Annotated in this window: 26 protein-coding genes; 11 read left to right on the top strand and 15 right to left on the bottom strand. The window is 69.6% G+C overall.

The annotated features are described in order from the left end of the window. Window positions 1–244 precede the first annotated feature (244 nt). The 4 genes from holA to I4Q42_RS07175 form a co-directional block, all read right to left on the bottom strand. Window positions 245–1,294 (bottom strand): DNA polymerase III subunit delta, encoded by a 1,050-nt coding sequence (gene holA, locus I4Q42_RS07190; protein WP_332873039.1) that lies wholly within the window; start codon window positions 1,292–1,294, stop codon window positions 245–247. 10 nt (window positions 1,295–1,304) lie between these two features. After that, on the bottom strand, window positions 1,305–1,799 hold the full coding sequence (lptE, locus tag I4Q42_RS07185) for an LPS assembly lipoprotein LptE (protein WP_198575372.1): 495 nt from the start codon (window positions 1,797–1,799) through the stop codon (window positions 1,305–1,307). Between the two features lie 3 nt (window positions 1,800–1,802). Beyond that, window positions 1,803–4,394 carry a leucine--tRNA ligase gene (gene leuS, locus I4Q42_RS07180; RefSeq protein WP_198575371.1) on the bottom strand — a complete coding sequence of 864 codons (2,592 nt, stop codon included), beginning with the start codon at window positions 4,392–4,394 and terminating at the stop codon, window positions 1,803–1,805. Between the two features lie 165 nt (window positions 4,395–4,559). Next, complete coding sequence (locus tag I4Q42_RS07175) at window positions 4,560–5,093, bottom strand: DUF3576 domain-containing protein (RefSeq protein ID WP_198575370.1); 534 nt, start codon at window positions 5,091–5,093, stop codon at window positions 4,560–4,562. Window positions 5,094–5,342: 249 nt separating this feature from the next. Here I4Q42_RS07175 and I4Q42_RS07170 point away from each other — a divergent pair, with 249 nt between their 5' ends. Further along, on the top strand, window positions 5,343–5,768 hold the full coding sequence (locus I4Q42_RS07170) for an NtrZ family periplasmic regulatory protein (RefSeq protein ID WP_332873036.1): 426 nt from the start codon (window positions 5,343–5,345) through the stop codon (window positions 5,766–5,768). A gap of 129 nt (window positions 5,769–5,897) precedes the next feature. Here I4Q42_RS07170 and I4Q42_RS07165 read toward each other — a convergent pair whose 3' ends face one another. Beyond that, window positions 5,898–6,521 (bottom strand): thiamine phosphate synthase, encoded by a 624-nt coding sequence (locus I4Q42_RS07165; RefSeq protein ID WP_198575369.1) that lies wholly within the window; start codon window positions 6,519–6,521, stop codon window positions 5,898–5,900. Here I4Q42_RS07165 and I4Q42_RS07160 point away from each other — a divergent pair. Continuing rightward, entirely contained in the window at window positions 6,520–7,164 is a 645-nt protein-coding gene (locus I4Q42_RS07160; protein WP_198575368.1) for a YggS family pyridoxal phosphate-dependent enzyme, read from the top strand. The genes I4Q42_RS07165 and I4Q42_RS07160 overlap by 2 nt on opposite strands. Before the next feature lie 136 nt (window positions 7,165–7,300). Here the strand turns inward: I4Q42_RS07160 and I4Q42_RS07155 are convergent, their stop codons facing one another. Next, on the bottom strand, window positions 7,301–7,822 hold the full coding sequence (locus I4Q42_RS07155; protein WP_198575367.1) for a L,D-transpeptidase family protein: 522 nt from the start codon (window positions 7,820–7,822) through the stop codon (window positions 7,301–7,303). 67 nt (window positions 7,823–7,889) lie between these two features. Between I4Q42_RS07155 and I4Q42_RS07150 the strand changes: the two genes are divergently transcribed. Beyond that, on the top strand, window positions 7,890–8,576 hold the full coding sequence (locus tag I4Q42_RS07150) for a response regulator transcription factor (protein ID WP_198575488.1): 687 nt from the start codon (window positions 7,890–7,892) through the stop codon (window positions 8,574–8,576). An 84-nt stretch (window positions 8,577–8,660) separates the two neighbouring features. Here I4Q42_RS07150 and secB read toward each other — a convergent pair whose 3' ends face one another. After that, on the bottom strand, window positions 8,661–9,155 hold the full coding sequence (gene secB / locus I4Q42_RS07145; RefSeq protein WP_198575366.1) for a protein-export chaperone SecB: 495 nt from the start codon (window positions 9,153–9,155) through the stop codon (window positions 8,661–8,663). A 165-nt stretch (window positions 9,156–9,320) separates the two neighbouring features. Here secB and timA point away from each other — a divergent pair, with 165 nt between their 5' ends. Genes timA through I4Q42_RS07130 form a run of 3 tightly spaced genes read left to right on the top strand, consistent with a single transcriptional unit; the run spans window position 9,321 to window position 11,663 of the window. Then, the gene (gene timA, locus I4Q42_RS07140) at window positions 9,321–9,923 is read left to right on the top strand and encodes a TIM44-related membrane protein TimA (protein WP_198575365.1); all 603 of its coding nucleotides are present in this window, start codon (window positions 9,321–9,323) and stop codon (window positions 9,921–9,923) included. Further along, window positions 9,923–11,083: a murein transglycosylase A gene (gene mltA / locus I4Q42_RS07135; RefSeq protein WP_198575364.1), complete on the top strand. Its 1,161-nt coding sequence runs from the start codon at window positions 9,923–9,925 to the stop codon at window positions 11,081–11,083. The genes timA and mltA overlap by 1 nt, the downstream gene beginning before the upstream one ends. Window positions 11,084–11,087: 4 nt before the next feature. Then, window positions 11,088–11,663 (top strand): Smr/MutS family protein, encoded by a 576-nt coding sequence (locus I4Q42_RS07130; RefSeq protein WP_198575363.1) that lies wholly within the window; start codon window positions 11,088–11,090, stop codon window positions 11,661–11,663. A 218-nt stretch (window positions 11,664–11,881) separates the two neighbouring features. Here the strand turns inward: I4Q42_RS07130 and I4Q42_RS07125 are convergent, their stop codons facing one another. Genes I4Q42_RS07125 through I4Q42_RS07100 form a run of 6 tightly spaced genes read right to left on the bottom strand, consistent with a single transcriptional unit; the run spans window position 11,882 to window position 15,960 of the window. Further along, a complete protein-coding gene (locus I4Q42_RS07125; protein ID WP_198575362.1) occupies window positions 11,882–12,205 on the bottom strand; it encodes a phosphoribosyl-ATP diphosphatase in 324 nt (107 codons plus the stop codon). Further along, the gene (gene hisF, locus I4Q42_RS07120) at window positions 12,202–12,975 is read right to left on the bottom strand and encodes an imidazole glycerol phosphate synthase subunit HisF (protein WP_198575361.1); all 774 of its coding nucleotides are present in this window, start codon (window positions 12,973–12,975) and stop codon (window positions 12,202–12,204) included. Before hisF ends, I4Q42_RS07125 begins: the two co-directional genes overlap by 4 nt. Continuing rightward, the gene (gene hisA, locus I4Q42_RS07115) at window positions 12,975–13,709 is read right to left on the bottom strand and encodes a 1-(5-phosphoribosyl)-5-[(5-phosphoribosylamino)methylideneamino]imidazole-4-carboxamide isomerase (protein WP_198575360.1); all 735 of its coding nucleotides are present in this window, start codon (window positions 13,707–13,709) and stop codon (window positions 12,975–12,977) included. Before hisA ends, hisF begins: the two co-directional genes overlap by 1 nt. Beyond that, a complete protein-coding gene (gene hisH / locus I4Q42_RS07110; RefSeq protein ID WP_198575359.1) occupies window positions 13,697–14,338 on the bottom strand; it encodes an imidazole glycerol phosphate synthase subunit HisH in 642 nt (213 codons plus the stop codon). Before hisH ends, hisA begins: the two co-directional genes overlap by 13 nt. A 5-nt stretch (window positions 14,339–14,343) precedes the next feature. Continuing rightward, entirely contained in the window at window positions 14,344–14,934 is a 591-nt protein-coding gene (hisB, locus tag I4Q42_RS07105; RefSeq protein ID WP_101713144.1) for an imidazoleglycerol-phosphate dehydratase HisB, read from the bottom strand. 36 nt (window positions 14,935–14,970) lie between these two features. Beyond that, window positions 14,971–15,960: an adenosine kinase gene (locus I4Q42_RS07100; protein WP_198575358.1), complete on the bottom strand. Its 990-nt coding sequence runs from the start codon at window positions 15,958–15,960 to the stop codon at window positions 14,971–14,973. A 113-nt stretch (window positions 15,961–16,073) separates the two neighbouring features. Here I4Q42_RS07100 and I4Q42_RS07095 point away from each other — a divergent pair, with 113 nt between their 5' ends. After that, a complete protein-coding gene (locus tag I4Q42_RS07095; RefSeq protein ID WP_198575357.1) occupies window positions 16,074–16,940 on the top strand; it encodes an ATP-grasp domain-containing protein in 867 nt (288 codons plus the stop codon). Between the two features lie 140 nt (window positions 16,941–17,080). On the opposite strand, the gene I4Q42_RS07090 is transcribed toward I4Q42_RS07095, so the two are convergent. After that, on the bottom strand, window positions 17,081–17,611 hold the full coding sequence (locus I4Q42_RS07090; protein ID WP_198575356.1) for a carboxymuconolactone decarboxylase family protein: 531 nt from the start codon (window positions 17,609–17,611) through the stop codon (window positions 17,081–17,083). 121 nt (window positions 17,612–17,732) lie between these two features. On the opposite strand from I4Q42_RS07090, the gene I4Q42_RS07085 reads away from it, so the two are divergent. From I4Q42_RS07085 to I4Q42_RS07070, 4 genes are all read left to right on the top strand, one after another. Next, window positions 17,733–18,629 (top strand): hydrogen peroxide-inducible genes activator, encoded by an 897-nt coding sequence (locus I4Q42_RS07085; protein WP_198575355.1) that lies wholly within the window; start codon window positions 17,733–17,735, stop codon window positions 18,627–18,629. A gap of 251 nt (window positions 18,630–18,880) precedes the next feature. Beyond that, on the top strand, window positions 18,881–19,381 hold the full coding sequence (locus tag I4Q42_RS07080; RefSeq protein ID WP_198575354.1) for a hypothetical protein: 501 nt from the start codon (window positions 18,881–18,883) through the stop codon (window positions 19,379–19,381). Between the two features lie 89 nt (window positions 19,382–19,470). Beyond that, entirely contained in the window at window positions 19,471–20,064 is a 594-nt protein-coding gene (locus I4Q42_RS07075) for a PadR family transcriptional regulator (RefSeq protein ID WP_198575353.1), read from the top strand. A 25-nt stretch (window positions 20,065–20,089) separates the two neighbouring features. After that, window positions 20,090–20,431, top strand: coding sequence for a DUF2218 domain-containing protein (locus I4Q42_RS07070; protein ID WP_198575352.1), 342 nt, complete (start codon window positions 20,090–20,092; stop codon window positions 20,429–20,431). A gap of 120 nt (window positions 20,432–20,551) precedes the next feature. Here I4Q42_RS07070 and I4Q42_RS07065 read toward each other — a convergent pair whose 3' ends face one another. After that, window positions 20,552–21,064: a MarR family winged helix-turn-helix transcriptional regulator gene (locus tag I4Q42_RS07065; RefSeq protein WP_198575351.1), complete on the bottom strand. Its 513-nt coding sequence runs from the start codon at window positions 21,062–21,064 to the stop codon at window positions 20,552–20,554. Window positions 21,065–21,105 lie beyond the last annotated feature (41 nt).

The raw sequence follows: 21,105 nt of genomic DNA, 5'->3' as shown, positions 1-21,105 counted from the left end.
TCCGGGCCACGCCGTTCGCCACAGGCGAGGGCGGCGCGCGCCCAATTCTGGGATAAAGCCCTGCGCTGCAAGGGAAAATGCGGCCGGGCCGCCGACGCCGGAAAGGCTGCTTCGGCGGCCTTTTTCGTGAAAAATCGCCGGCCCCGCTCGTCAAATCTTTGACCTTGAGCGCGAATCGCAGTCGCGGGCCGGTGACGGTCCCACGCCCTGCGTGCAGCTTCACGGACCGTGTCGTGTTAGCGCGTCACAGCCCCAGCCGCCGAGCGCGGCCGGCGATCTGCAGGGCCAGGCGCTCGGAGATCAGCTGGTCGGGCGAGCCAGAGGTCTTGCAGGCCTTGTCGGCCACCAGGATGTCCTGTTGCACGGTCAGCAGGTGCTCGAGCGTCCAGGCGCGGGCCTGGCGCAGGAACTCGCGCTCGGTCTTCCAGAACACGCCCGAGGCCTTGGCGGCGGCCGCGAGGTCGACGCCGTTCTTGTGCAGGGTCAGGGTGCGGCGCAGGCGTCCCAGGTGGAAGCCCATGGCCCGCACGGCCGCCGGACCGCCTTCGCCCTCCTGGGCGGCGCGGCGCAGGCCGGCGTGGGCCGCGCCGATCTTGCCGCCGAAGGCGTCGACGGCGGCGTCGCCCAGCGAGGCTTCCGGCTCGACGCCGAGGAAGTCGGTCAGGTCGGCCGGGGTGGCGACCACGCCGCTGCCCGGGCCGAGGAACAGCGCGAGCCGCTCGATCTCGGCGCGGGCCACGCCGCGCTCCTTCGGCAGGCGGTTGACGAACAGGTCCAGGGCCTCGCCGTTCAGGCTGACCCCGTCCTTGGAGAGGGCGTCGCGGGTCAGGCGCGCCATGTCGCCGACCTCGTCCTCGTAGCAGGGGATGACGAAGCAGCCGTTGGCTTTCTCGGCCGTCTTGCGCAGGGCGGAGTCGCGGCCCAGGGCCCCGGCCTCGACCAGGAAGAAGGCCTCGGGGTTCAGGCGGCCCTCGACATGGGCGGTCAGGGCCTCGGCGGCCTGCTTGTCGGGACCGGCCTTCTCGCCCATCAGCCGCAGGCGCACCAGGCGCTTGCCGCCCATCATCGACAGGGCCGCCAGCTCGTCTTCCAGACGCCCCGGCTGGCTGTCGAGGTCGCCCTCGGTCAGCAGGGCGGTGTCGAAGGGGTCATCGGGCCGCTCGACCACCTTGTGGGCCAGCTGAACGGCGCGGTCGCGCACCACGCCGCGATCCTTGCCATAGATGACGACGGCCCGGATGTCCGGCGTCGGGTCCTTCAGGAACCGCTCGACGTCCTGCCGCTTGGAAAGAATGGCCACGAGGTCAGGCGGGCGCCTTGCCGGCCAGCCAGGCGGCGAGGTCCAGTTGGATCTTGCGCGCCACCTCGGCGGCGGCGCGATCCTGGCCGTCCTGCTGGGCGGAGATGGCGGCATAGGGCTGGTCGGCCGAGTCGTAGGTCACCACGGCGGTCGCCTGGCCCTTGCGGACCTCGTTGCCGGTGGTGATGTCGACCAGCTTCCAGTCGACCTTCATGTTCAGCTCGTAGCGGTTGGCGACGTTGTCGACCCGCACGCCGCGCGCATAGCGGTTTTCCTTCACCGTGTAGCTCAGGCGGTGCGAGGCCAGCACGTTGGGATTGCGCGCCAGGGCGTCGTCCAGCTGCTCGCGCACCAGGTAGCCGGCGCGACCCTCGGCCGCCACAACCTCGATGGCCCCGAGGCCGCCCGTGACGCCCTGCTGGCCGTACAGGGGCGTGAAGCCGCAGGCCGACAGGGCGAGCGAGGAGAGGAGGGCGGCGGCCGCCAGGAGACGCTTCATGGATCAGTTCGCCACGATGTTGACGATGCGGTCTTTGACGACGATCACCTTGCGGACCGTGACGCCCTCAAGGTGGGCCATGACGGCCGGATCCGCCAGAGCGATTTTCTGGACCTCGTCGTCGGCGGCGCCGGCCTTGACCTTGATCTCGCCGCGGCGCTTGCCGTTGATCTGGATCGGCAGCACGCGCTCGTCGTCGGCGGCCAGGGCCGGGTCGGCCTTGGGCCACGGCGCGTCGACCACCAGGCCTTCGCGGCCCAGGCGCACCCAGGCCTCCTCGGCCAGGTGGGGCGTGAACGGCGCGACCAGGCGGGCCAGGATGTCCAGGGCCTCGACGCGGGCGGCCAGCACGCCATCCGAAGCGCCTTCAGCCGGAGCGGCCTTCAGGGCGTTCAGGAACTCGTACAGCCGCGCCACGCCGCTGTTGAAGCGGAAGCCCTCGATGCTGTCGGTGACGAAGCCGATCAGCTTATGGGCCGCCTTGCGCAGCGACAGGGCGGCCTCATCCGCCTCGTCATGGGCGAAGTCGCCGGCCGGCTGACTGTCGAACTCGTTCCACAGGCGGTGGGTGAAGCGCCAGCTGCCCTCGACGCCGGAATTGGTCCACTGCACGTCGCGCTCGGGCGGGCTGTCGCTCATCACGAACAGGCGCGCGGCGTCGACGCCGTAGGCCTCGAAGATGTCCTCGGGAGCGACGACGTTCTTCTTGGACTTCGACATCTTCTCGATGTCGCCGATGACGATCGGCGCGCCGGTCTTGGCGTGCTTGGCGCTGCGGCTGTTACCCTCGGCGGTGATCACCACGTCCGACGGCTCGACCCATTCGCCGGCCTCGTTCTTGTAGGCCTCGTGGGTGACCATCCCTTGCGTGAACAGGCCCGCGAACGGCTCGTCCACCGACAGCAGGCCCTCGTCCTTCAGGGCCTTGGTGATGAAGCGCGCGTACAGCAGGTGCAGCACCGCGTGCTCGACGCCGCCGATATACTGATCGACCGGCATCCAGTGGTCGGCGCAGGCCTTGTCGATCGGCTCGGCCGCGGTCGGGTCGGTGAAGCGGGCGAAGTACCAGCTGCTGTCGACGAAGGTGTCCAGCGTGTCGGTCTCGCGCTCGGCCGGGGCGTTGCACTGCGGGCAGTTGACGTGCTTCCAGGTCGGGTGCCGCACCAGCGGGTTGCCCGGCTTGTTGGGATCGAAGGTGACGTCCTCGGGCAGCACCACCGGCAGCTGGTCTTCCGGCACGGCCACCGGGCCGCAGGCCTCGCAGTGGATCACCGGGATCGGGCAGCCCCAGTAGCGCTGACGCGAGACGCCCCAGTCGCGCAGGCGATAGACCGTCGCGCCCTGGCCCTGGCCGGCGGCCTCGATGCGGGCCACCGCTTCGGCCTTGGCGGCCTCGACGTCCAGCCCGTCCAGGAACTCCGAATTGAAGATCTTGCCGGGGCCGACATAGGCCTCCTTGCCGACCTCGAATTCGGCCGGGTCCGCGCCCGCCGGCAGCACCACCGGCTTGACCGGCAGGTCGTACTTGCGGGCGAAGTCCAGGTCGCGCTGGTCGTGGGCCGGGCAGGCGAAGATCGCGCCGGTGCCGTAGTCCATCAGGATGAAGTTGGCGATCCAGACGGGCAGGGTGATCGACGGGTCCAGCGGGTGCTTCACGCGCAGGCCAGTGTCGCGGCCCAGCTTCTCGGCGCCCTCGATGTCGGCTTCCGAGGTCCCGCCTTTCCGGCACTCCGCGATGAAGGCCTGCAGGTCGGGGTTCTCGACCGCCAGCTGCTCGGCCAGCGGATGCTCGGGAGCGATGCCCACGAAGCTGGCGCCGAACAGGGTGTCGGGACGGGTGGTGTAGACCTCCAGCCCCTCGGCCAGGCCGTCGGGCGCCTCGCCCTCGAACTGGAACTTGAAGCGCAGGCCCTTGGACCGGCCGATCCAGTTCTCCTGCATGATGCGGACCTTCTCGGGCCAGCGATCCAGGGTCTTCAGGCCGTCGATCAGGGCGTCGGCGTAGTCGGTGATGCGCAGGAACCATTGGGTCAGCTTGCGCTTCTCCACGGTCGCGCCCGAGCGCCAGCCCTTGCCGTCGATGACCTGCTCGTTGGCCAGGACGGTCATGTCGACCGGGTCCCAGTTGACCGAGGCTTCCTTGCGATAGACCAGGCCGCGCTTCAGCAGGCGCAGGAACCAGGCCTGCTGCTTGCCGTAATATTCCGGGTCGCAGGTGGCGAACTCGCGCGACCAGTCGACCGACAGGCCCAGGGCCTTCAGCTGCTCGCGCATGGCGGCGATGTTGTCGTAGGTCCAGCCCTTGGGGTGGACGCCGCGCTCCATAGCGGCGTTCTCGGCCGGCATGCCGAAGGCGTCCCAGCCCATCGGGTGCAGCACGTTGAAGCCCTGGGCGCGCTTGTAGCGGGCCACGACGTCGCCCATGGCGTAGTTGCGCACGTGGCCCATGTGGATGCGCCCCGACGGATAGGGGAACATCTCGAGCACGTAGTATTTCGGCCGCGCATCCGGGGTGATCGGCGTCAGGAAGGTCTGGGCCTTGGCCCAGGTTTCACGCCACTTCGGCTCGGTGTCTTTGGGATTGTAGCGGGCCATGGAAACCAGACAGTGCTTACGGACAGGACGCGTTTGGCGCGTTCCGCAATGGTCATAAGCGGTTTCGCGGCCAGAGTGCGCTTAAATACGGGCGCGCCTAAATATGCGAACGGGAGCCCCTTGTCGCCAGGGGGCTCCCGAAAGGCGCGAAGGACTGATGAGTCCTTAGTTGGTCTTGATGTTCGAGAGGCGAAGCTGGCGCGCGCGCGTCAGGATGGCGTTCTCGATGTCGGTCGCGGTCTGGTCGGCGGCGGCCGTGTCGATCCAGGCGCCCGAAGCGTCCTTGGCCTGCTTGAAGACGGTCACGTTCAGGCCGTCGGCGCGCAGGCGGGTGTCGAGGATGTAGACGGTCGCCTTGAAGCGCTCGTCCGGCTTTTCCGGGTTCACGTACCAGTCGGTGACGATCACGCCGCCGTACGGGTCGGCCGAGGCCAGCGGCATGAAGGCCAGGGTGTCCAGCGAGGCGCGCCACAGGAAGCCGTTGACGCCGATCGAGCCTTCGCTCGGGGCGGACTTGGGCGCGTCTTTCTTGAACAGGCCGAAGGGCTGGAAGCCGCCTTCGTCGCTCTGGGTCGTGAAGGTCTTGGGGGGCTTGTTGCTGCTGCACGCGGCCACGCCGAGAACCGACAGCGCCAGAACGCCAGCGGCGACGCCGCGCAACACCGACCCACGCTCAAACGCCATAGTACCTTGCTCCAAATGTCTGCCGGCGCATTCGCGCAGCTCAGGCGCGCCCCCGCAGCCGGAACGGCTCTATAGCATGGCCGCGCGACGTCAAAACAGGAATCGCGTGACATGACCGCCACAGGCGCCGCTTGAATCGTAACCTGCGACGATCAGCGTGATCCAAGGCCTGTTGACCGCGTTGTATTCCGGCCTTTATTCGGCGTTCAGGGTGTTCGTGCCTATATAGGTGCGGGCAGGGGTAATTTTGGGGACAGGTGTCGAGTGACCAAGGTCGCGACCCAGTATGTGATGGCCGGCGCAGCCGCCGCGTTGATCCTGACGGGATCGGCTTCGATTGCGCACGCCCAGACCAAGACCCGCACCGCGCCGGCTACGGCCGACTTCGCCGTGAAGAACGACTTCACCGGCTCGCAAGGCGCCCCGTTCAGCCCGCAAGGCCCGAAGAAGACCCTCGAATTCGACGCTCGCAAGGGCAAGTGGGGCCTGAAGCTCGACCTCGACCAGCCGGTCGGGCGCGACATGGAGCTGAAGGACGTCCAGGCCGGGGCCTATTTCAAGGTCACCCCGTCGATCCGCGTCGGCGGCGCTGTGGCCCTGGGCGAGAACAACCCCGCCCTGGCCGCCCGCAAGAACGAAACCCGCGAGCCCGCCCCGCGCGTGAAGCTCGAGACGGCGTTCAAGTTCTGATCCGAGCGTCTAGCTCGATCCCAAAGATTTCAAATCTTCCAGCTATCTCGGCTCAAGCCGGGAGCTCGTTCGTGCGCGCTGGCCTCTGCCTAGGAACCCTCTCTCTTTGAGAGAGGGAGGGGGAGATGATCAGCCGAACCCCTCTATCCCCGCCAAGCCGTAGATCCCCGCATCGATCAGGGCGTCCGAAGTCTCGGCGCTGACCCCGCCCAGGGCATAGACGGGCAGGGCGGTCAGGCTCGCGATCGCCGCTAAGCCCTCCACGCCCAGCGGCGTTCCAGCCGAGGGGCTGTTGCTCGCGAAGACCGGCGAGACGACCAGAGCCTCCACCCCCGCCAACTCGGCCGCCCGCGCCGCCGCCGCATCGTGCGCCGCCGCGGTCAGTCGCCAGGCCGGATGGGCGGCGCGGATCGCCGGCGCGGTCTCCACCAGGCGCTCGGGCAGGTGCAGGCCGGCCGCGCCGATCGCCTCGGCCAGGGCCGGATCGGCGCCGGCCAGCAGCAGCAGGCCCCGCCGGCGGGCGATGGCGGCCAGGCGCAGGCCGCGCTCGACCGCGTCGGGCGAGTCGAACGGTCGGTAGACGATCCCGGCGCCGGCCGGCAGGCGTTCGGCGACGGCTTCGGGGTCGGGCGTACGGACCGGATCGGTGAAAAACAGCAGCCGGGGCAGGGGATCGCCCGGCCAGGCCCATGGGCGAAGCCGCGCGGCCGTTCTAGAGAGGGTCTCCAGACTGTCCGTTCCCTGGTTCGCCATGTCCGAAGCCCTGATCTCCATCCGTTCCCGCATCGCCGCCGCGAGCCTGGCCGCCGGCCGCCCGGCCGACGCCGTCCAGCTGGTGGCGGTGTCGAAGCTGCAGCCCTGGGACCATATCGCCCCGGTCTTCGACGGGGGCCAGCGGGTTTTCGGCGAGAACCGTGTGCAGGAGGCCAAGGAACGCTGGGCGCAGCACCGTGGCCAGATCGAGCTGCGCCTGATCGGCCCGCTGCAGACCAACAAGGCCCGCGACGCGGTGGCCTTCTTCGACGTCATCGAGACCCTCGACCGCGAAAAGCTGGCCCGCGTGCTGGCCGACGAGATCCAAGCCCAGGGCAAGGCCCCGCGCCTCTATGTGCAGGTGAACACTGGCGAGGAGCCCCAGAAGGCCGGAATCATCCCCGCCGAGGCCGACGCCTTCGTGGCGGCCTGTCGCGAGACCTACGGCCTGAACGTCGAAGGCCTGATGTGCATCCCGCCCGCCGACGAGGACCCCGCGCCGCATTTCCGCATGCTCGCGGACATCGCCGCCCGCAACGGCGTCGCCAAGCTCTCCATGGGCATGAGCGACGATTTCGAAGTGGCGGTGGCCTGCGGCGCGACCTCGGTGCGCGTCGGCTCGGCGCTGTTCGGTTCTCGCTGATCGATCCCAACCGCAGTCAATAAACAGAAGTCATCGCCCGACTTGTTCGGGCGACCCAAGCGGCCTGTCAGGATGTGGCTAGGTCGGCTTGGGTCGCCCGCATGAAGCGGGCGATGACTTCTGAATTTGGTGATCCTCAAGCCTCCGAGATCCCCACCGCATCCCCCGGCTGCGCCTTCGCCAGCAGCGCCTCGATATCCGCCCGCGCCAGGGCCACGCAGCCCTCCGTGCCGGGATACCCCTCCCGCGCCAGGTGCAGGAAGATCGCCGAGCCCATCCCTGGAACCGGTGGATCGTCGTTGTGGGCCAGGATCCCGACCAGGTCATAGACGCTGTCGTCGCGCCACATCCGCTCGGCGCTGGCGGGGTAGGGCAGCTTGACCGGGCGATTGTAGTTGGGATCGCCCGGCGCATCGCACCAGCCGTCGTCCGGCGCGATCGGGGCGACGGGTAGGGCGGTGCTGGGGCCGTCCGGATAGACGTCGGGGCGGTACAGCACCTGCCGGATCGTCCAGGTCCCCAGCGGGCTCCGGTTGTCGCCCTCGCGCTTGTCGGCGGCGGCGATCACCCCGGCCTTGCCGAGGGCGCAGCGCACCGTCTGGCCGTCGCCCAGGTCGATGCTATGGGTGTTTCCGGCCGCCCGCGCCTGGAAGATCATCGCAAACCCAGCTCCCGCAAGCCCTCGCCCCTTGGCGCCGGGCCTCGCAACGGTCATGTTCCGGCTCATGGCGCAACGCAAGACCCTGCTTCTCATCGACGACGACGACGACCTGCGCGGCGCCTTGGCCGAACAGCTCGCCCTGCACGAGGAATTCGCCGTGGCCGAGTGCGCCACCGCCGGCGAAGGCGTGCGCCAGGCCCGCGAGATCAAGCCGGACTTGATCCTGCTCGACGTCGACCTGCCCGACATGGACGGCCGCGAGGCCTGCCGGCTGATGCGCAAGAACGGCGTCACCGCGCCGGTGATCATGCTCACGGCCGCCGCCAGCGACAGCGACACCATCCTGGGCCTGGAATCGGGCGCCAACGACTACGTCACCAAGCCCTTCCGCTTCGGGGTGCTGCTGGCCCGCATCCGCGCCCAGCTGCGCAGCTACGAGGCTTCGGAGGACGCGCTCTTCCGCATCGGTCCCTACGAGTTCCGGCCCTCGGCCAAGCTGCTCGTCGACGACAAGCAGAAGAAGGTGCGGCTGACCGAGAAGGAAACCAACATCCTCAAGTACCTCTACCGCGCCGGCTCCAAGCCGGTGTCGCGCGAGGAGCTGCTGACCGAGGTCTGGGGCTACAACGCCGGCGTCACCACCCACACGCTGGAAACCCACGTCTACCGCCTGCGCCAGAAGATCGAACCCGATCCGGCCGTGGCGCGGATCCTGATCACCGAGGCGGGCGGCTACCGGCTTCAGCCCTAGCCGCGCCGCCGGCGGGCGACAAAAAGAAAGGCCCGGGGCTTTCGCTCCGGGCCTTCTTCGTTTTCGGGTGGCGTGCGCCTGGACTTAGGCGTTGCCGACCGGCGCGCCTTCGGCCTGGGCCTTGCGCGCGGCGTAGACGCCGGCGAAGTCGATCGGGTCGATCAGGAACGGCGGGAAGCCGCCTTCGCTGGTGACGTCGGCGATCAGGCGACGGGCGAACGGGAACAGGAAGCGCGGGCACTCGATCAGCAGGACCTGCTCGAGGGCTTCTTCCGGCACGCCGTTGATGTGGAACAGGCCGCCATAGACGACCTCGACGTGGAACACGGCGGTTTCGCCGCGGGTGGCGCGGGCCGACAGCTTCAGGTCGACTTCGAACAGGCCGTCGTTGCGGCCGCGGGCGTTCATCTCGACGCCCATGTCGATCGCCGGTTGTTCGGCGGCGGCGCGGAGCGAATCCGGAGCCAGCGGGTTTTCGAACGAGAGGTCGCGAACGAACTGGGCGACGATGCGGATGCCGGCGGCGGCGGCTTCGTTGTCGTCCTGGGCGGCGGACGGAGCGCCGGTGATGTCGGTCATGAACGGTTTTTCCATACTCGGCGCGGGACGCCCGGCCGCTAGGCGTGAGCGGCGCTGCTAACATGTGCAAGAACGCCGTGCAACGTCAGGCGCCTGACGCGGGCGGTCGCTTCGCCTATATAGGAAGGCTGTCGTCGCCATCGACGGCCCGTTGCGGAATTTGTCGTGCCTGAACTGATCGTCTTCGCGGTGCTCGCCGCCGTCGTCCTCTACCAGCTGTACGCGACCCTCGGGCGCCGCGTCGGCCGTCAGCCCGAGGACACGCCCGCCGCCGTGGCGGCCCCGGCCGCCGGCCGTCCGGCCGACAACGCCGAGCCCGTGCCCGCCGTCGCCGCTACCGGCGTGGCCGCCCTGCGCGCCCGCCAGCCCGATTTCGACGTCGGCCGCTTTTTGACGGGCGCCCGCCAGGCCTATGCGATGATCCTCAAGGCTTTCGCCGCCGGCGATCGCGAGACCCTAAAGCCGCTGCTGGCCCCCGACGTCATGGCCAATTTCGAGGCCGCCATCGTCGCCCGCGAGGCCGACGGCCGCACCGAGAGCGTCGAGATCCTGGCCCCGCCGCGCGTCGACCTCGACAGCGCCGCCGTCGACGGCGACGTCGGCCGCGCCGTGGTGCGGATCCTGGCCGAGGTGCGCACCCGCTCCAGCAGCGCCGCCGGCGACGCCGTGGACGACCGCCGCACGGCCGACCTCTGGACCTTCGAGCGCGACCTCAAGAGCCGCGACCCCAACTGGACCCTGGTGCGCGTCGCGGTCGCCGAAGCCTGATGCTGCGCAACGTCCTGACCGCCGCGGCGGCCGCGCTGCTGCTGGCCGCCTGTACGACGGCCACGCCGCCGCCGCCCATCGCCCCGACCACGCCGGTCTCGCCCTCGACCCAGGCTCCGCAACCGACGCCGCAACAGCCTCCGGCGCCCGCGACCGGCAGTTTCGCGGCCCTGCAAGGCTGGAGCGAGGAAGACCACGCCGCCGCCCTGCAGGCCTTCCGCGAGACCTGCGGCGTCTCCAAGGATGCGGCCACGGCCGGGATCTGCCGCAAGGCCCGCGCCGCCGGCCCGGTCGACGACGCCCGCGCGCGGCTGTTCCTGGAGGCCAATTTCCGCCCCGAGCCGATCGCCGGCCAGGGCCTGCTCACCGCCTATTTCGCCCCCGAATACGACGCCCGCATGTCGCGCTCGGCCGAGTTCAGCGCCCCGGTGCGCGGCCGGCCGGCCGACCTGGTCATGCTCGACCTCGGCGGCTTCGATCCCAGCCTGAAGGGCAAGACCATCGCCGGCCGCGTCGCCGGGGCGGGCTTTGTTCCCTATGACGACCGCGCCGCCATCGAGGCCTCGCCGCTGGACCGTCCCCTGGCCTGGATGCGGCCCGAGGACCTGTTCTTCCTGCAGATCCAGGGCTCGGGCGTCCTGACCCTGCCCGACGGCCGCCGGGTTCGCGCCGCCTTCGCCGCCCATAACGGCAAGCCCTTCGTCGGCATCGCCACGGCCATGCGCGACCGCGGCCTGCTGGCCGACGGCGACACCTCGGGCGAGGCCATCCGCGGCTGGCTGGCGGCCAATCGCGGTCCCCGGGCCGACGAGATCATGCGCCTGAACCCGCGCTACGTGTTCTTCCAGACCCTCCCCGACGACGGCCGCCAGGCCACGGGCGCGGCCAATGTGCCGCTGCCGGCTGGCCGGGCCATCGCCGTCGATCCCAGCCAGAACGCCCTGGGCGGCCTCTACTGGATCGACGCCAGCGCGCCCAAGCTGGCAGGGGCCTTTCCGACCTATCGCCGCGCGGTGATGGCGCTGGACACCGGCGGCGCCATCAAGGGCGCGGTGCGGGCCGACCTCTACATGGGCACCGGCCAGGCTGCCGGAACCGAGGCCGGCCGCGTGCGCCACGACCTGCGCCTGTGGCGTCTGGTCCCCCAGTCCCAGTTCTAGGCCGATGAGCAAGGGGCCGCCCCAAGACGACGGCCAGCGCCTCTGGCGGCTGGTGGCCTCCACCGTGCGCGCCAAGGCCGGCGAGGCGCCGCTGAAGATGCGCGCCAAGGTCAAGGTTCGTCCGGCCAAGACCGAGCTGATGGGTCACGCCGCCGAGGTCGCCCCGCCGACCCGCCTGGCCTCGATCGCGCCGCTGCGCATCGACCCGGCCGACATTCCGGCGCTCAAGCCCAAGCCCAAGGCCGCCAAGCCGCCGCCCGAGCGCATCGAGCCCAACCGCCACCGCCGCATCGCCAAGGCCCATGACCCGATCGGCGCGCGGCTGGACATGCACGGCCTCGACCAGGACCAGGCCCGCGCCACCCTGGAGCGCTTCATCCGCCGGGCGTTCGACGACGGCCACCGGGCGGTGCTGGTGATCACCGGCAAGGGCAAGATCGGCCACGGCGTCCTGCGCCAGCGCACGCCCGAGTGGCTGGCCGCCCCGGCCCTGCGCGAGATGATCGCCGGGGTGTCGCCGGCCGACCAACGCCACGGCGGCGAGGGCGCGCTCTACGTGGCGCTGAAGCGGAAGGGGTGATGTCGGGCTGAGGGCGCCGCTTCTTACCTCCCGTCATTCCCGCCCTTGTGGCGGGAAACCCTGGTTCAGCTGACACGTGAGACGCCTGCGGACTGCCCGGCAGTCCGCCCCTCCCGCTTTTGCGGCGGACAGAGGGGTTCCCGCCACAAGGGCGGGAATGACGGGTGTTATTGAATAGATCCGGAAAGTGTCGTGAGCCGACCTTCCGGCCAGAAGGATCAGCCGCCCCGCGCCGCCTTTTCCGCGTGCCCCGAAGTCCCCTCGCGGGCCTCGAGCTTCTCGGCCACGGCGTCCAGCGACACCCCGGCCGCCGCCATCAACGCCAGCCAGTGGTACAGCAGGTCGGCGCTCTCAGCCGCCAGGGCCTCGGGCCCCTGAGCCACGGCGGCGATCACCGTCTCGACGGCTTCCTCGCCCAGCTTCTTGGCGGCCAGGGCCGGATCGTTCAGCAGCTTGGCGGTGTAGGACGCGCCCGGGTCGCCGCCCTTGCGGCTCTCGACCGTAGCGGCCAGGCGCTCCAGGACCTCGAACAACCGGCTCATGCGGCTGGATCCAGGCGCACCGGCACGCCGGCCGCGGCCATGGCGGCCTTGGCCTGGCCGATCGAGATCTCGCCGAAGTGGAAGATCGAGGCGGCCAGCACGGCGGCGGCGTGGCCGTCGCGGGCGGCTTCCACCAGGTGCTCGGTCTTGCCCGCGCCGCCCGAGGCGATCACCGGCACGTTGACCGCGTCGGTCACGGCCTGCAGCAGAGGAATGTCGTAGCCGATCTTGGCGCCGTCGCGGTCCATCGAGGTCAGCAGGAGTTCACCCGCCCCGCGTTCGACTGCGTTGGCGGCCCAGTCGACGACGTCGAGACCGGTGTCCTTGCGGCCGCCATAGGTCCAGACGTTCCAGCCCGAGCCGTCGGGCCGGGCCTTGGCGTCGATGGCCACCACCACGCACTGGGCCCCGAAGGCGTCGGCGCCGGCGGCGATCAGGTCGGGGTTCTCGACGGCGGCGGTGTTGGTCGAGACCTTGTCGGCCCCGGCCAGCAGCAGGCGGCGCATGTCGGCCACCTGGCGCACGCCCCCGCCCACCGAGACGGGCATGAAGCAGACCTCGGCGGTGCGCGAGATCACGTCCAGGATCAGGCCGCGACCCTCGCTGGAGGCGGTGATGTCGAGGAACATCAGCTCGTCGGCGCCGGCCGCGTCATAGGCGGCGGCCTGCTCGACGGGGTCGCCCGCGTCGCGCAGGTCGACGAAGTTGACGCCCTTGACGACCCGGCCGTCCTTGACGTCGAGGCAAGGAATGATCCGGGTCTTCAGCATCAGAGCGCCGCCGCGACCAGGGCTTCGGAGGGCTTGATGGTGCCGGCGTAGAGCGAGCGGCCCAGGATCGCCCCGGCGATCTCGACGCCCTTGCGGGCCTTCAGCCGCTCGATGTCGGCCACCGCGGCCACGCCGCCCGAGGCGATGACGGGGATCGAGACGGCGTCGGCCAGTTCGCCCACGCCCTCGACATTGACGCCGGTCAGGGCGCCGTCGCGGCTGATGTCGGTGACGATCAGGGCGGCGACGCCCGCGTCCTCGAAGCGCTTGCCCAGGGTGATGGCGTCGATGTCCGACAGGCCGGTCCAGCCGTCGACCGCGACCTTGCCGTCACGCACGTCGACCGCCACGGCGATCTGCTCGGGCCACAGGCGGGCGGCCTTCTTGACCAGCTCCGGATCGTGGACGGCGATGGTGCCGAGGATCACGCGGGACACGCCGGCTTCGATCCAGGCCTCGATGCCTTCCAGGGTGCGGATGCCGCCGCCCAGCTGCACCGGGATCGAGATCGACTCCAGGATCGATTGCACGGCGTCGGTATTGACCGACTTGCCCTCGATGGCGCCGTTCAGGTCGACCACGTGCAGCCACGAGAAGCCGTCCTTGACGAACCGCTGGGCCTGGTCGGCCGGGCTGTTGTTGAAGACCGTGGCCTTGTCCATGTCGCCGTGCAGCAGGCGCACGCACTGGCCGTCCTTCAGGTCGATGGCGGGATAGAGGATCATGGGCGCCATTCCAGGAAGTTGGCGAGCAGGGCGAGCCCGGCGGCTTGTGATTTTTCGGGGTGGAACTGTACGCCCGCGACATTCCCCTTGGCCACCGCCGCGACGAACGCGCCGCCGTGGTCGCTGGTCGCCACCACGTCGGCCGGATCGGCCGCCGAGAGCGCGAAGGAATTGGCATAGTACATGTGGGCGCCGTCCTCGATCCCCACGAACAGGGGATGAGCGCGGCGGAAGGCGATGGCGTTCCAGCCCATGTGCGGGATGGTCAGCGAAGGGTCGGTCGGTTCGAGCCTGGTCACCTGGCCGGAGATCCAGTCCAGGCCCGGCGTGACGCCGAACTCCAGGCCCTCGGTGGCGAGCAGCTGGTGACCGACGCAGATGCCCATGAACGGCGCGCCGCGCTGGTGCACGGCCTCGTTCATGGCTTCATAGACGCCCGAGGCGTCCAGGCCCGCGCGGCACGAGGCGAAGGCGCCGACGCCGGGCAGGAACACCCGGTCGGCCTTGGCCACGATGTCGGGGTCGGCTGTGACGACGATGGAGGCGGCGACGCCGCGCCGGCGGGCGGCCTCGTTCAAGGCCTTTTCCGCCGATCGCAGGTTGCCCGACCCGTAGTCGATCAGGGCGAGAGTTTGCATGGAACCTACAGTACGCCCTTGGTCGACGGCGCCTGGCCGCCGGTCTTCGGATCGAACTCCACCGCCTGGCGCAGGGCCCGGGCAAGCGCCTTGAAGCCGCTCTCCGCCACGTGGTGGGTGTTGTCGCCGTACAGGGTCTCCAGATGGATGCACGCGCCGCAGTTCATCGCGAAGGCGTGGTGGAACTCCTTGAAGAGCTCGGTGTCCATCTCGCCGACCTTGGGCCGCTTGAACTCGACCTTCCAGATCAGATAGGCGCGGTTCGACAGGTCGATGGCGCAACGCGTCAGCGTCTCGTCCATCGGGATATAGGCGTGACCGAAGCGCCGGATGCCCTTGAAGCCGTCCAGCGCCTTGTTGATCGCCTGACCCAGCACGATCCCGGTGTCTTCCACCGTGTGGTGCATGTCGATGTGCAGGTCGCCCTTGGTCTCGATCTTCAGGTCGAAGCCGCCGTGGCGCGCGAAGCTCTCCAGCATATGGTCGTAGAAACCAATGCCGGTCGAGATCGTCGAGGCGCCGGTCCCGTCGAGATCGATCCAGACCCGGATCTGGGTCTCCTTCGTCTCGCGGACCACTTCAGCGGTGCGGGCCATGCTTCGTCCTTGAAGGCCCCGGGGGGCCTTGGGTGGTTAGAGTCCGTTCTGGGCGGCCAGCTCGCGCAGCTTGACCTGCGGGCGCGGACCATAGTGGGCGATCACCTCGGCGGCGGCCAGGGAGCCCAGCTTGCCGCAGTCGGCCAGCGAGCGGCCCTGGGACAGGCCGTAGAGGAAACCTGCGGCGTATTGGTCGCCCGCGCCCGTCGTGTCCACGACTTTTTCCACCGGGAAGGCGGAGATTTCTTGAACGCTGTCGCCCTGGGCGACCACCGAACCCTTTTCGCTTCGGGTGACGGCGGCGATCTCGACCCGCGAAGCCAGGGCCTTCACGGCCGCGTCGAAATCGTCGGTCTGGAACAGGGCGCAGACTTCCGAGGCGTTGGCGAAGACGATGTCGCACTGGGTCTCGACGAAGCCCAGCAGGGCCTCGCGGTGGCGGTCGACGACAAAGCTGTCGGAAAGCGTGATGGCGATCTTGCGCCCGGCGCCGTGGCTCAGGGCGGCCGCCTTGGCGAAGGCGCGGCGGGCTTCCAGCGGGTCGAACAGGTAGCCTTCCAGATAGGCGTACTGGGCGGCCTCGATGATCGCCGGATCGACGTCGGCGGCGGTCAGCTCGACGCAGGCGCCCAGATAGGTCGACATGGTGCGCTGGGCGTCGGGGGTGACGTTGATCAGGCACTGGGCGGTCGCCGGGCCTTCGGCTAGCGGCGGGGTGGTGAAGGTTCCGCCGATGGCGCGCATGTCGTGGGTGAACACCCGGCCCAGCTGGTCGTCGGCGACCTTGCCGATGAAGGCGGCCTTGCCGCCGAAGCTGGCCACGCCCGCCACGGTGTTGCCGGCGCTGCCGCCCGAGGCCTCGATGCCGGCCGCCATGGCGTCGTACAGGCTGGCCGCGCGCGTCGTGTCAATCAGCGCCATCGAGCCCTTCACGAGCCCTTGGGCGTCCAGGAAGGCGTCGTCGCACTGGGCGATGACATCGACGATGGCGTTGCCGATGGCTGCGACGTCGTAGAGGGCGGTCATGGGGCGGTTCCGATGGGGACTGCGAAAAGAGAACCGTTGGCAAGTAAAGGAACGGGGCCGGCAAGGCAACGCGGGGCTTGCCCGATATGGTGCGGCTTTCTAACCCTGTGGGCATGAGCACGACCTTTCCCGACGTCCTGATCCTGGTCCCCGCCGCCGACGAGCCGCGCTTCGCCCAGAGCTGGCCGCCGCTGTTCGAGCGCCTGGCCGCGCCGCTGCGGGCGCTGGGCCTGAGCGTCGCCTCGCGGTCCTGGACCGATCCGGTCGAGGCGGGCGGGCAGGGGATCGTCCTGCCGCTGCTGTCATGGGGCTATCACCATCGCGAGCCGGAATGGCATGCGCGGATCGACGCCCTGGAGGCGGCCGGCGTGCGCACGGCCAATCCGCCAGCCCTGCTGCGCTGGAACACCGCCAAGACCTATCTGTCCGAACTGGCCGCCAAGGGCGCGCCGGTGGTGCCGACCGTCACGCTCGACAAGGTCACGCCCGAGGCGGTGGTCGAGGCCCGCGATCGCTTCCAGGTCGATGTCGTGGTCGCCAAGCCGCAGGTCTCCGGCGGCTCGCACCAGACGGTGAAGCTCGGCCGCGACTTCGACCTTTCCGGCGCGCCGACCGGTCCTGCGCTGATCCAGCCGTTCCTGCCGGCGGTGGGCGAGGAGGGCGAGCTGTCGCTGTTCTTCTTCGACGGCGCCTTCAGCCACGCGGTGACCAAGGTGGCCGTGCCCGGCGACTTCCGGGTGCAGCCGCAGTATGGCGGCAAGGTCTCCGAGATCGCGCCCGAGCCCGAGGCCCTGCACGCCGCCCGCATGGTGCTGGACGCCGTCGGCCAGCCCCTGACCTACGCCCGCGTCGACCTGATCCGCGGCCTCGACCACACGCCCCAGCTGATGGAGCTGGAGATCATCGAGCCCGACCTCTTCCTCGAACACGCCCACGACCACGGGGCGGCGTTCGCCAAGGCGGTGAAGTCGGCGATGTAGAGGCTTCAGCTTCAAAAGGCCTAACAAACAAAAGAAAGTCATCGGCCGGCTTGTCCGGGCGACCCAAGCGGCGCGTCAGAATTGGCCAAGTCAGCTTGGGTCGCCCGCATGAAGCGGGCGATGACTTCTTGAAAAAGAACCTAAACCGCCTCCGCCGCCAGCACCCGGCCCGCCGCATGGACGACGGCCGCGATGCGCAGGGCCGCCTGCACCTGAAGCGCGGTTACGCCCAGCGCCCGCAGCTCTTCCTCATGGGCGTCCAGGCACGCGCCGCAGCCATTGATCGCCGACACGGCCAGCGACCACAGCTCGAAGTCGACGCGCGGCGCGCCGGGATTGCGTGTCACGTTGATCCGCAGCCGAGAGGGCAGGGCGCGGTACTCGGCGTTGTCCATCAGGTGGATGGCGCGGTGGTAGACGTTGTTCATGGCCATGGTCGCGGCCGCCGCCTTGACCGCGGCGATCGTCTCCGCCGAAACCCCGGCCTCCAGCGCCGCGGCGCTCGCCGCACGCACCAGCGCCGCCGGTCCGACCGCATGGGCGCAGGCGACGAAGCAGCCCCATCTGGCCGCCTCGCCCAGCACGGTCTCCTCGCTCAGCACCCGCAGATTGGTCGCCACGTCGCGGGCGTAGGCGGGCAGGGTCGAGGCGAGGGCGTCGAGGGGCGGCATGGGCGCAGTCCGGAGGGGTTCGTGCCCGGGAGATGCGCATGATCGGCGTTTCAGAGCGAGAGGGCGTCGCTATCGGTCGATCGGTTTTGGCTTTTCGATAGATCGGGCCTATATCGGAGCCATGCTCCCCACCCTTCGCCAGATGCAGTACCTCAAGCTCCTGTCCGAGCACGGCTCGTTCAGCCGGGCGGCCGAGGCCTGCTACGTCACCCAGCCCACCCTGTCGGCCGGCATCCAGGAGCTGGAGAAGATCCTCGGCGCCCCGGTGGTCGACAGGGCCCGCTCGGGCGTGATCCTGACCGCCGCCGGCCAGGAGGCCGTGCGCCGCGCCACCGCCATCCTCGCCCAAACCGAAGACCTGGTGCAGGCCGCCCGCGGCGCGGGCCAGCCGCTGGCCGGCCGCTTCCGCCTGGGGGTGATCCCGACCGTCGCGCCCTACCTGCTGCCGCGCGCCCTGCCGATGCTGCGCGACCAGTTCCCCAAGCTGCGCCTGTTCCTGCGCGAGGACCTGACCCAGCGCCTGATCGCCTCGCTGAAGGCCGGCTCGCTGGACGCCGCCCTGATCGCCCTGCCCTACGACATGAGCGGCCTGGACTGGGCCCATGTCGAAGACGACGAACTGCTGGCCGCCGCGCCCGCCAACCACCCGATGGCCCTGCAGGACCGGGTCGATCCGTCCAGCCTCGACGGCCAGGACCTGATCCTGCTGGAAGACGGCCACTGCCTGCGCGACCATGCCCTGTCGGCCTGCGGCCTGGAGCCGCCCAAGACCAACGGCGAGGACGAAAGCTTCGCGGCCACCTCCCTACCCACCCTGGTGCAGATGATCGGCTCGGGCCTGGGGGTGTCGTTCCTGCCGGCCATGGCCGTGCAAGCGGGCCTTGCCGAGAACGCCCCGGTGACCGTGCGGCCGCTGAACACCGCCCAGTCCAGCCGCGAGATCGTCGTCGCCTGGCGCGCCGGCTCCAGCCGCGCCCCCGAGGGGCGGCTCCTGGCCGAGACCCTGCGCGCGGCCTGATCGCCGCGTCTTCGTTGAACGGCCACCCCCACCAGAAGTCATCGCCCGCTTCATGCGGGCGACCCAAGCCGACTTAGCCACATCCTGACCGGCCGCTTGGGTCGCCCGAACAAGTCGGGCGATGACTTCCTCAAGGGGGGGTGATGGCCGATGGAAGCCGCTCTCAGCGCCTTCGTCCAACCATCGTTCTCCGACTCTGCGACCTTTCCCCGCTCGGCGCGTTGCTGCCGGGACCGGAACTGGAGCACGCGATGAAGACGGCGACGATCTTGGCCCTGCTGGGCGTTGCGACGATGGCTAGCGGCTGCGTCAGCCTTTCGCGCAGTACGGCGGTCGAGACCCTGCCGGCCGACTGGCGCGCCCAGGCCAAGGTCTCCGAGGTGCGGCTGACGCGTGGCGACCTCAAGGTCACCGACGGCTTCGACGCCCTCTTCAAGCAGCACGTCCAGGCCAAGCTCGACGGCTGCGCCAAGGGTGACCGGCCGCTGCGGCTGGAGGCCAAGCTGGACCGCTTCGACAAGGCCAATCCGGCCATGACCGCCCTGGTCGCCGGCGCCAACGTCCTGCGCGGCAAGGCCCGACTGGTCGACGTGCGCACCGGCAAGGTGGTCGGCGACTACGCCATCGGCAAGACGATCGTCGGCGGCCGCCTGGCCGTCATCAAGATGGGCGAGGCCGAAGAGCAGCTCAGCGACGCCTTCGGCGAAGAGGTCTGCACCCAGGCCTTTCCCAAGCCGGTCGCAAACCGATAGCATCAGATATATCTAAACAGCTCTTGACGTCCTGCGATTTCGATATATCTATCATTTCGATATAACGAAACTGCATCGAAAGAGCATACATGTTTGGACGTCATCACCATCCCCACCACGGCCGCCACGGCGGTCATCACAGCCGCCATCCCTTCGGCTTCGACGGTCGCGAGCACGGCGGCGGCATGGGCGGTCGGGGCTTCGGCCGCGGCGGTCCGCGCGGCGGCGGCCGGTTCTTCGACCACGGCGACCTGCGCCTGGTGGTCCTGAAGCTGATCGCCGAGAAGCCCAGCCACGGCTACGAGCTTATCAAGGCGGTCGAGACCGCGGCCGGCGGCGCCTACAGCCCCAGCCCGGGCGTGATCTACCCGACCCTGACCCTGCTGGAAGAGCTCGGCTACGTCGCCGCGACCGACGCCGGCGGCGGCAAGAAGCTCTACACCCTCACCGACGAAGGCCAGGTCTTCCTGGACGCCAACGCCCAGCCGGTGAACGGCCTCTTCGCCCGCATGGCCGAAGCCGCCTCGCGCAGCGCCGCCTTCGCGCCGCAGATCCTGCGGGCCCGCGAGAACCTCAAGACCGCCCTGCGGCTCAAGCTGCACGCCGGCGCCCTGTCGGCCGAGCAGATCGCGGCCGTGGCCAAGGCCCTGGACGACGCGGCCGCGGCGATCGAAGCTGTCTGACGTCGGGGAGCCAAGGAGCAGAGCCATGCAGAGCCACGCCCGCCTCGTCACCGACAAGGCCGCCCGCTACATGACCCAGCTGGCCAAGCACTGGGGCCACAAGTTCGAGGTCGAGCTGACCGAGAGCACGGCGGCCTTCCCGCTGCCGCTGGGCCCCTGCCGCATGACGGCCGACGCCGAAGGCCTCGACATCACCGTCGAGGCCGACGACTTCGAGGCCCTGGCCAGGCTGGAGCAGGTGGTCGCCGACCACATCCTGCGTTTTGCCTTCCGCGAAAACATCGAGAAGCTGAACTGGACCCGCGCCCGCGAGGCCGGCCACATCAACCCGCCCAAGGCGCGCGGCGGTCTGGGGCTGGGGCTTTAGGCTTCTGCCAAAGCACTGCGTGGTCCTCGTCCTTCGACAAGCTCAGGATGAGGACCAAGGATAGGCTCGGCGATTGAAAAACCTCACCCTGAGCCTGTCGAAGGGCGAGGTTTTCACCCGCTACTCCGCCTCGAGCCCCACCAGCAGCTTGGCCAACAGGCCGCTCAGCACCTGCTGCTCCTCATCGTCGAGCGCCGCCAAAAGCGCCCGCTCGTTGTCGATATGCAGCGGCAGGATCCTGTCGAGCACCGCCAGGCCCTCGCCCGTCAGCGCCACCAGCGTGCCCCGCCGGTCGCTCGGATGGGGCCGGCGTTCGACGAGGGCCATCTTCTCCAGCCGGTCGATGCGGGCGGTCATGCCGCCCGATGAGACCATGGCCGTCTCGTAGAGGTCGGTCGGCGTCAGGGCGAAGTCGCCGCCGGCCCGGCGCAGGGTGGCCAGCACGTCGAACTCGCCGCGCTGCAGGCCGTGGGCCGCGAACAACGGCGCAAGCCGGTCCTTCAGCACGATCTCGGCCGCCTCGCACAGGCGGCCTACCAGCTCCATCGGGAACGGATCGAGGTCTGGCCGCTCGCGCCGCCATTGGACCGAGGCCGCGCCTGCGCGGTCGTGACGCTTGGCTTTCGCCGTCATCGGATATATCTCGCCATCAAGATACTTTCCTTCGAGATATA

The sequence above is a fragment of the Caulobacter hibisci genome, assembly GCF_016135805.1.
Classification (GTDB): Bacteria; Pseudomonadota; Alphaproteobacteria; order Caulobacterales; family Caulobacteraceae; genus Caulobacter; species Caulobacter hibisci.
The sequence above is the reverse complement of the archived record's forward strand: the minus strand, read 5'-3'. Positions and strand labels throughout refer to the sequence as shown.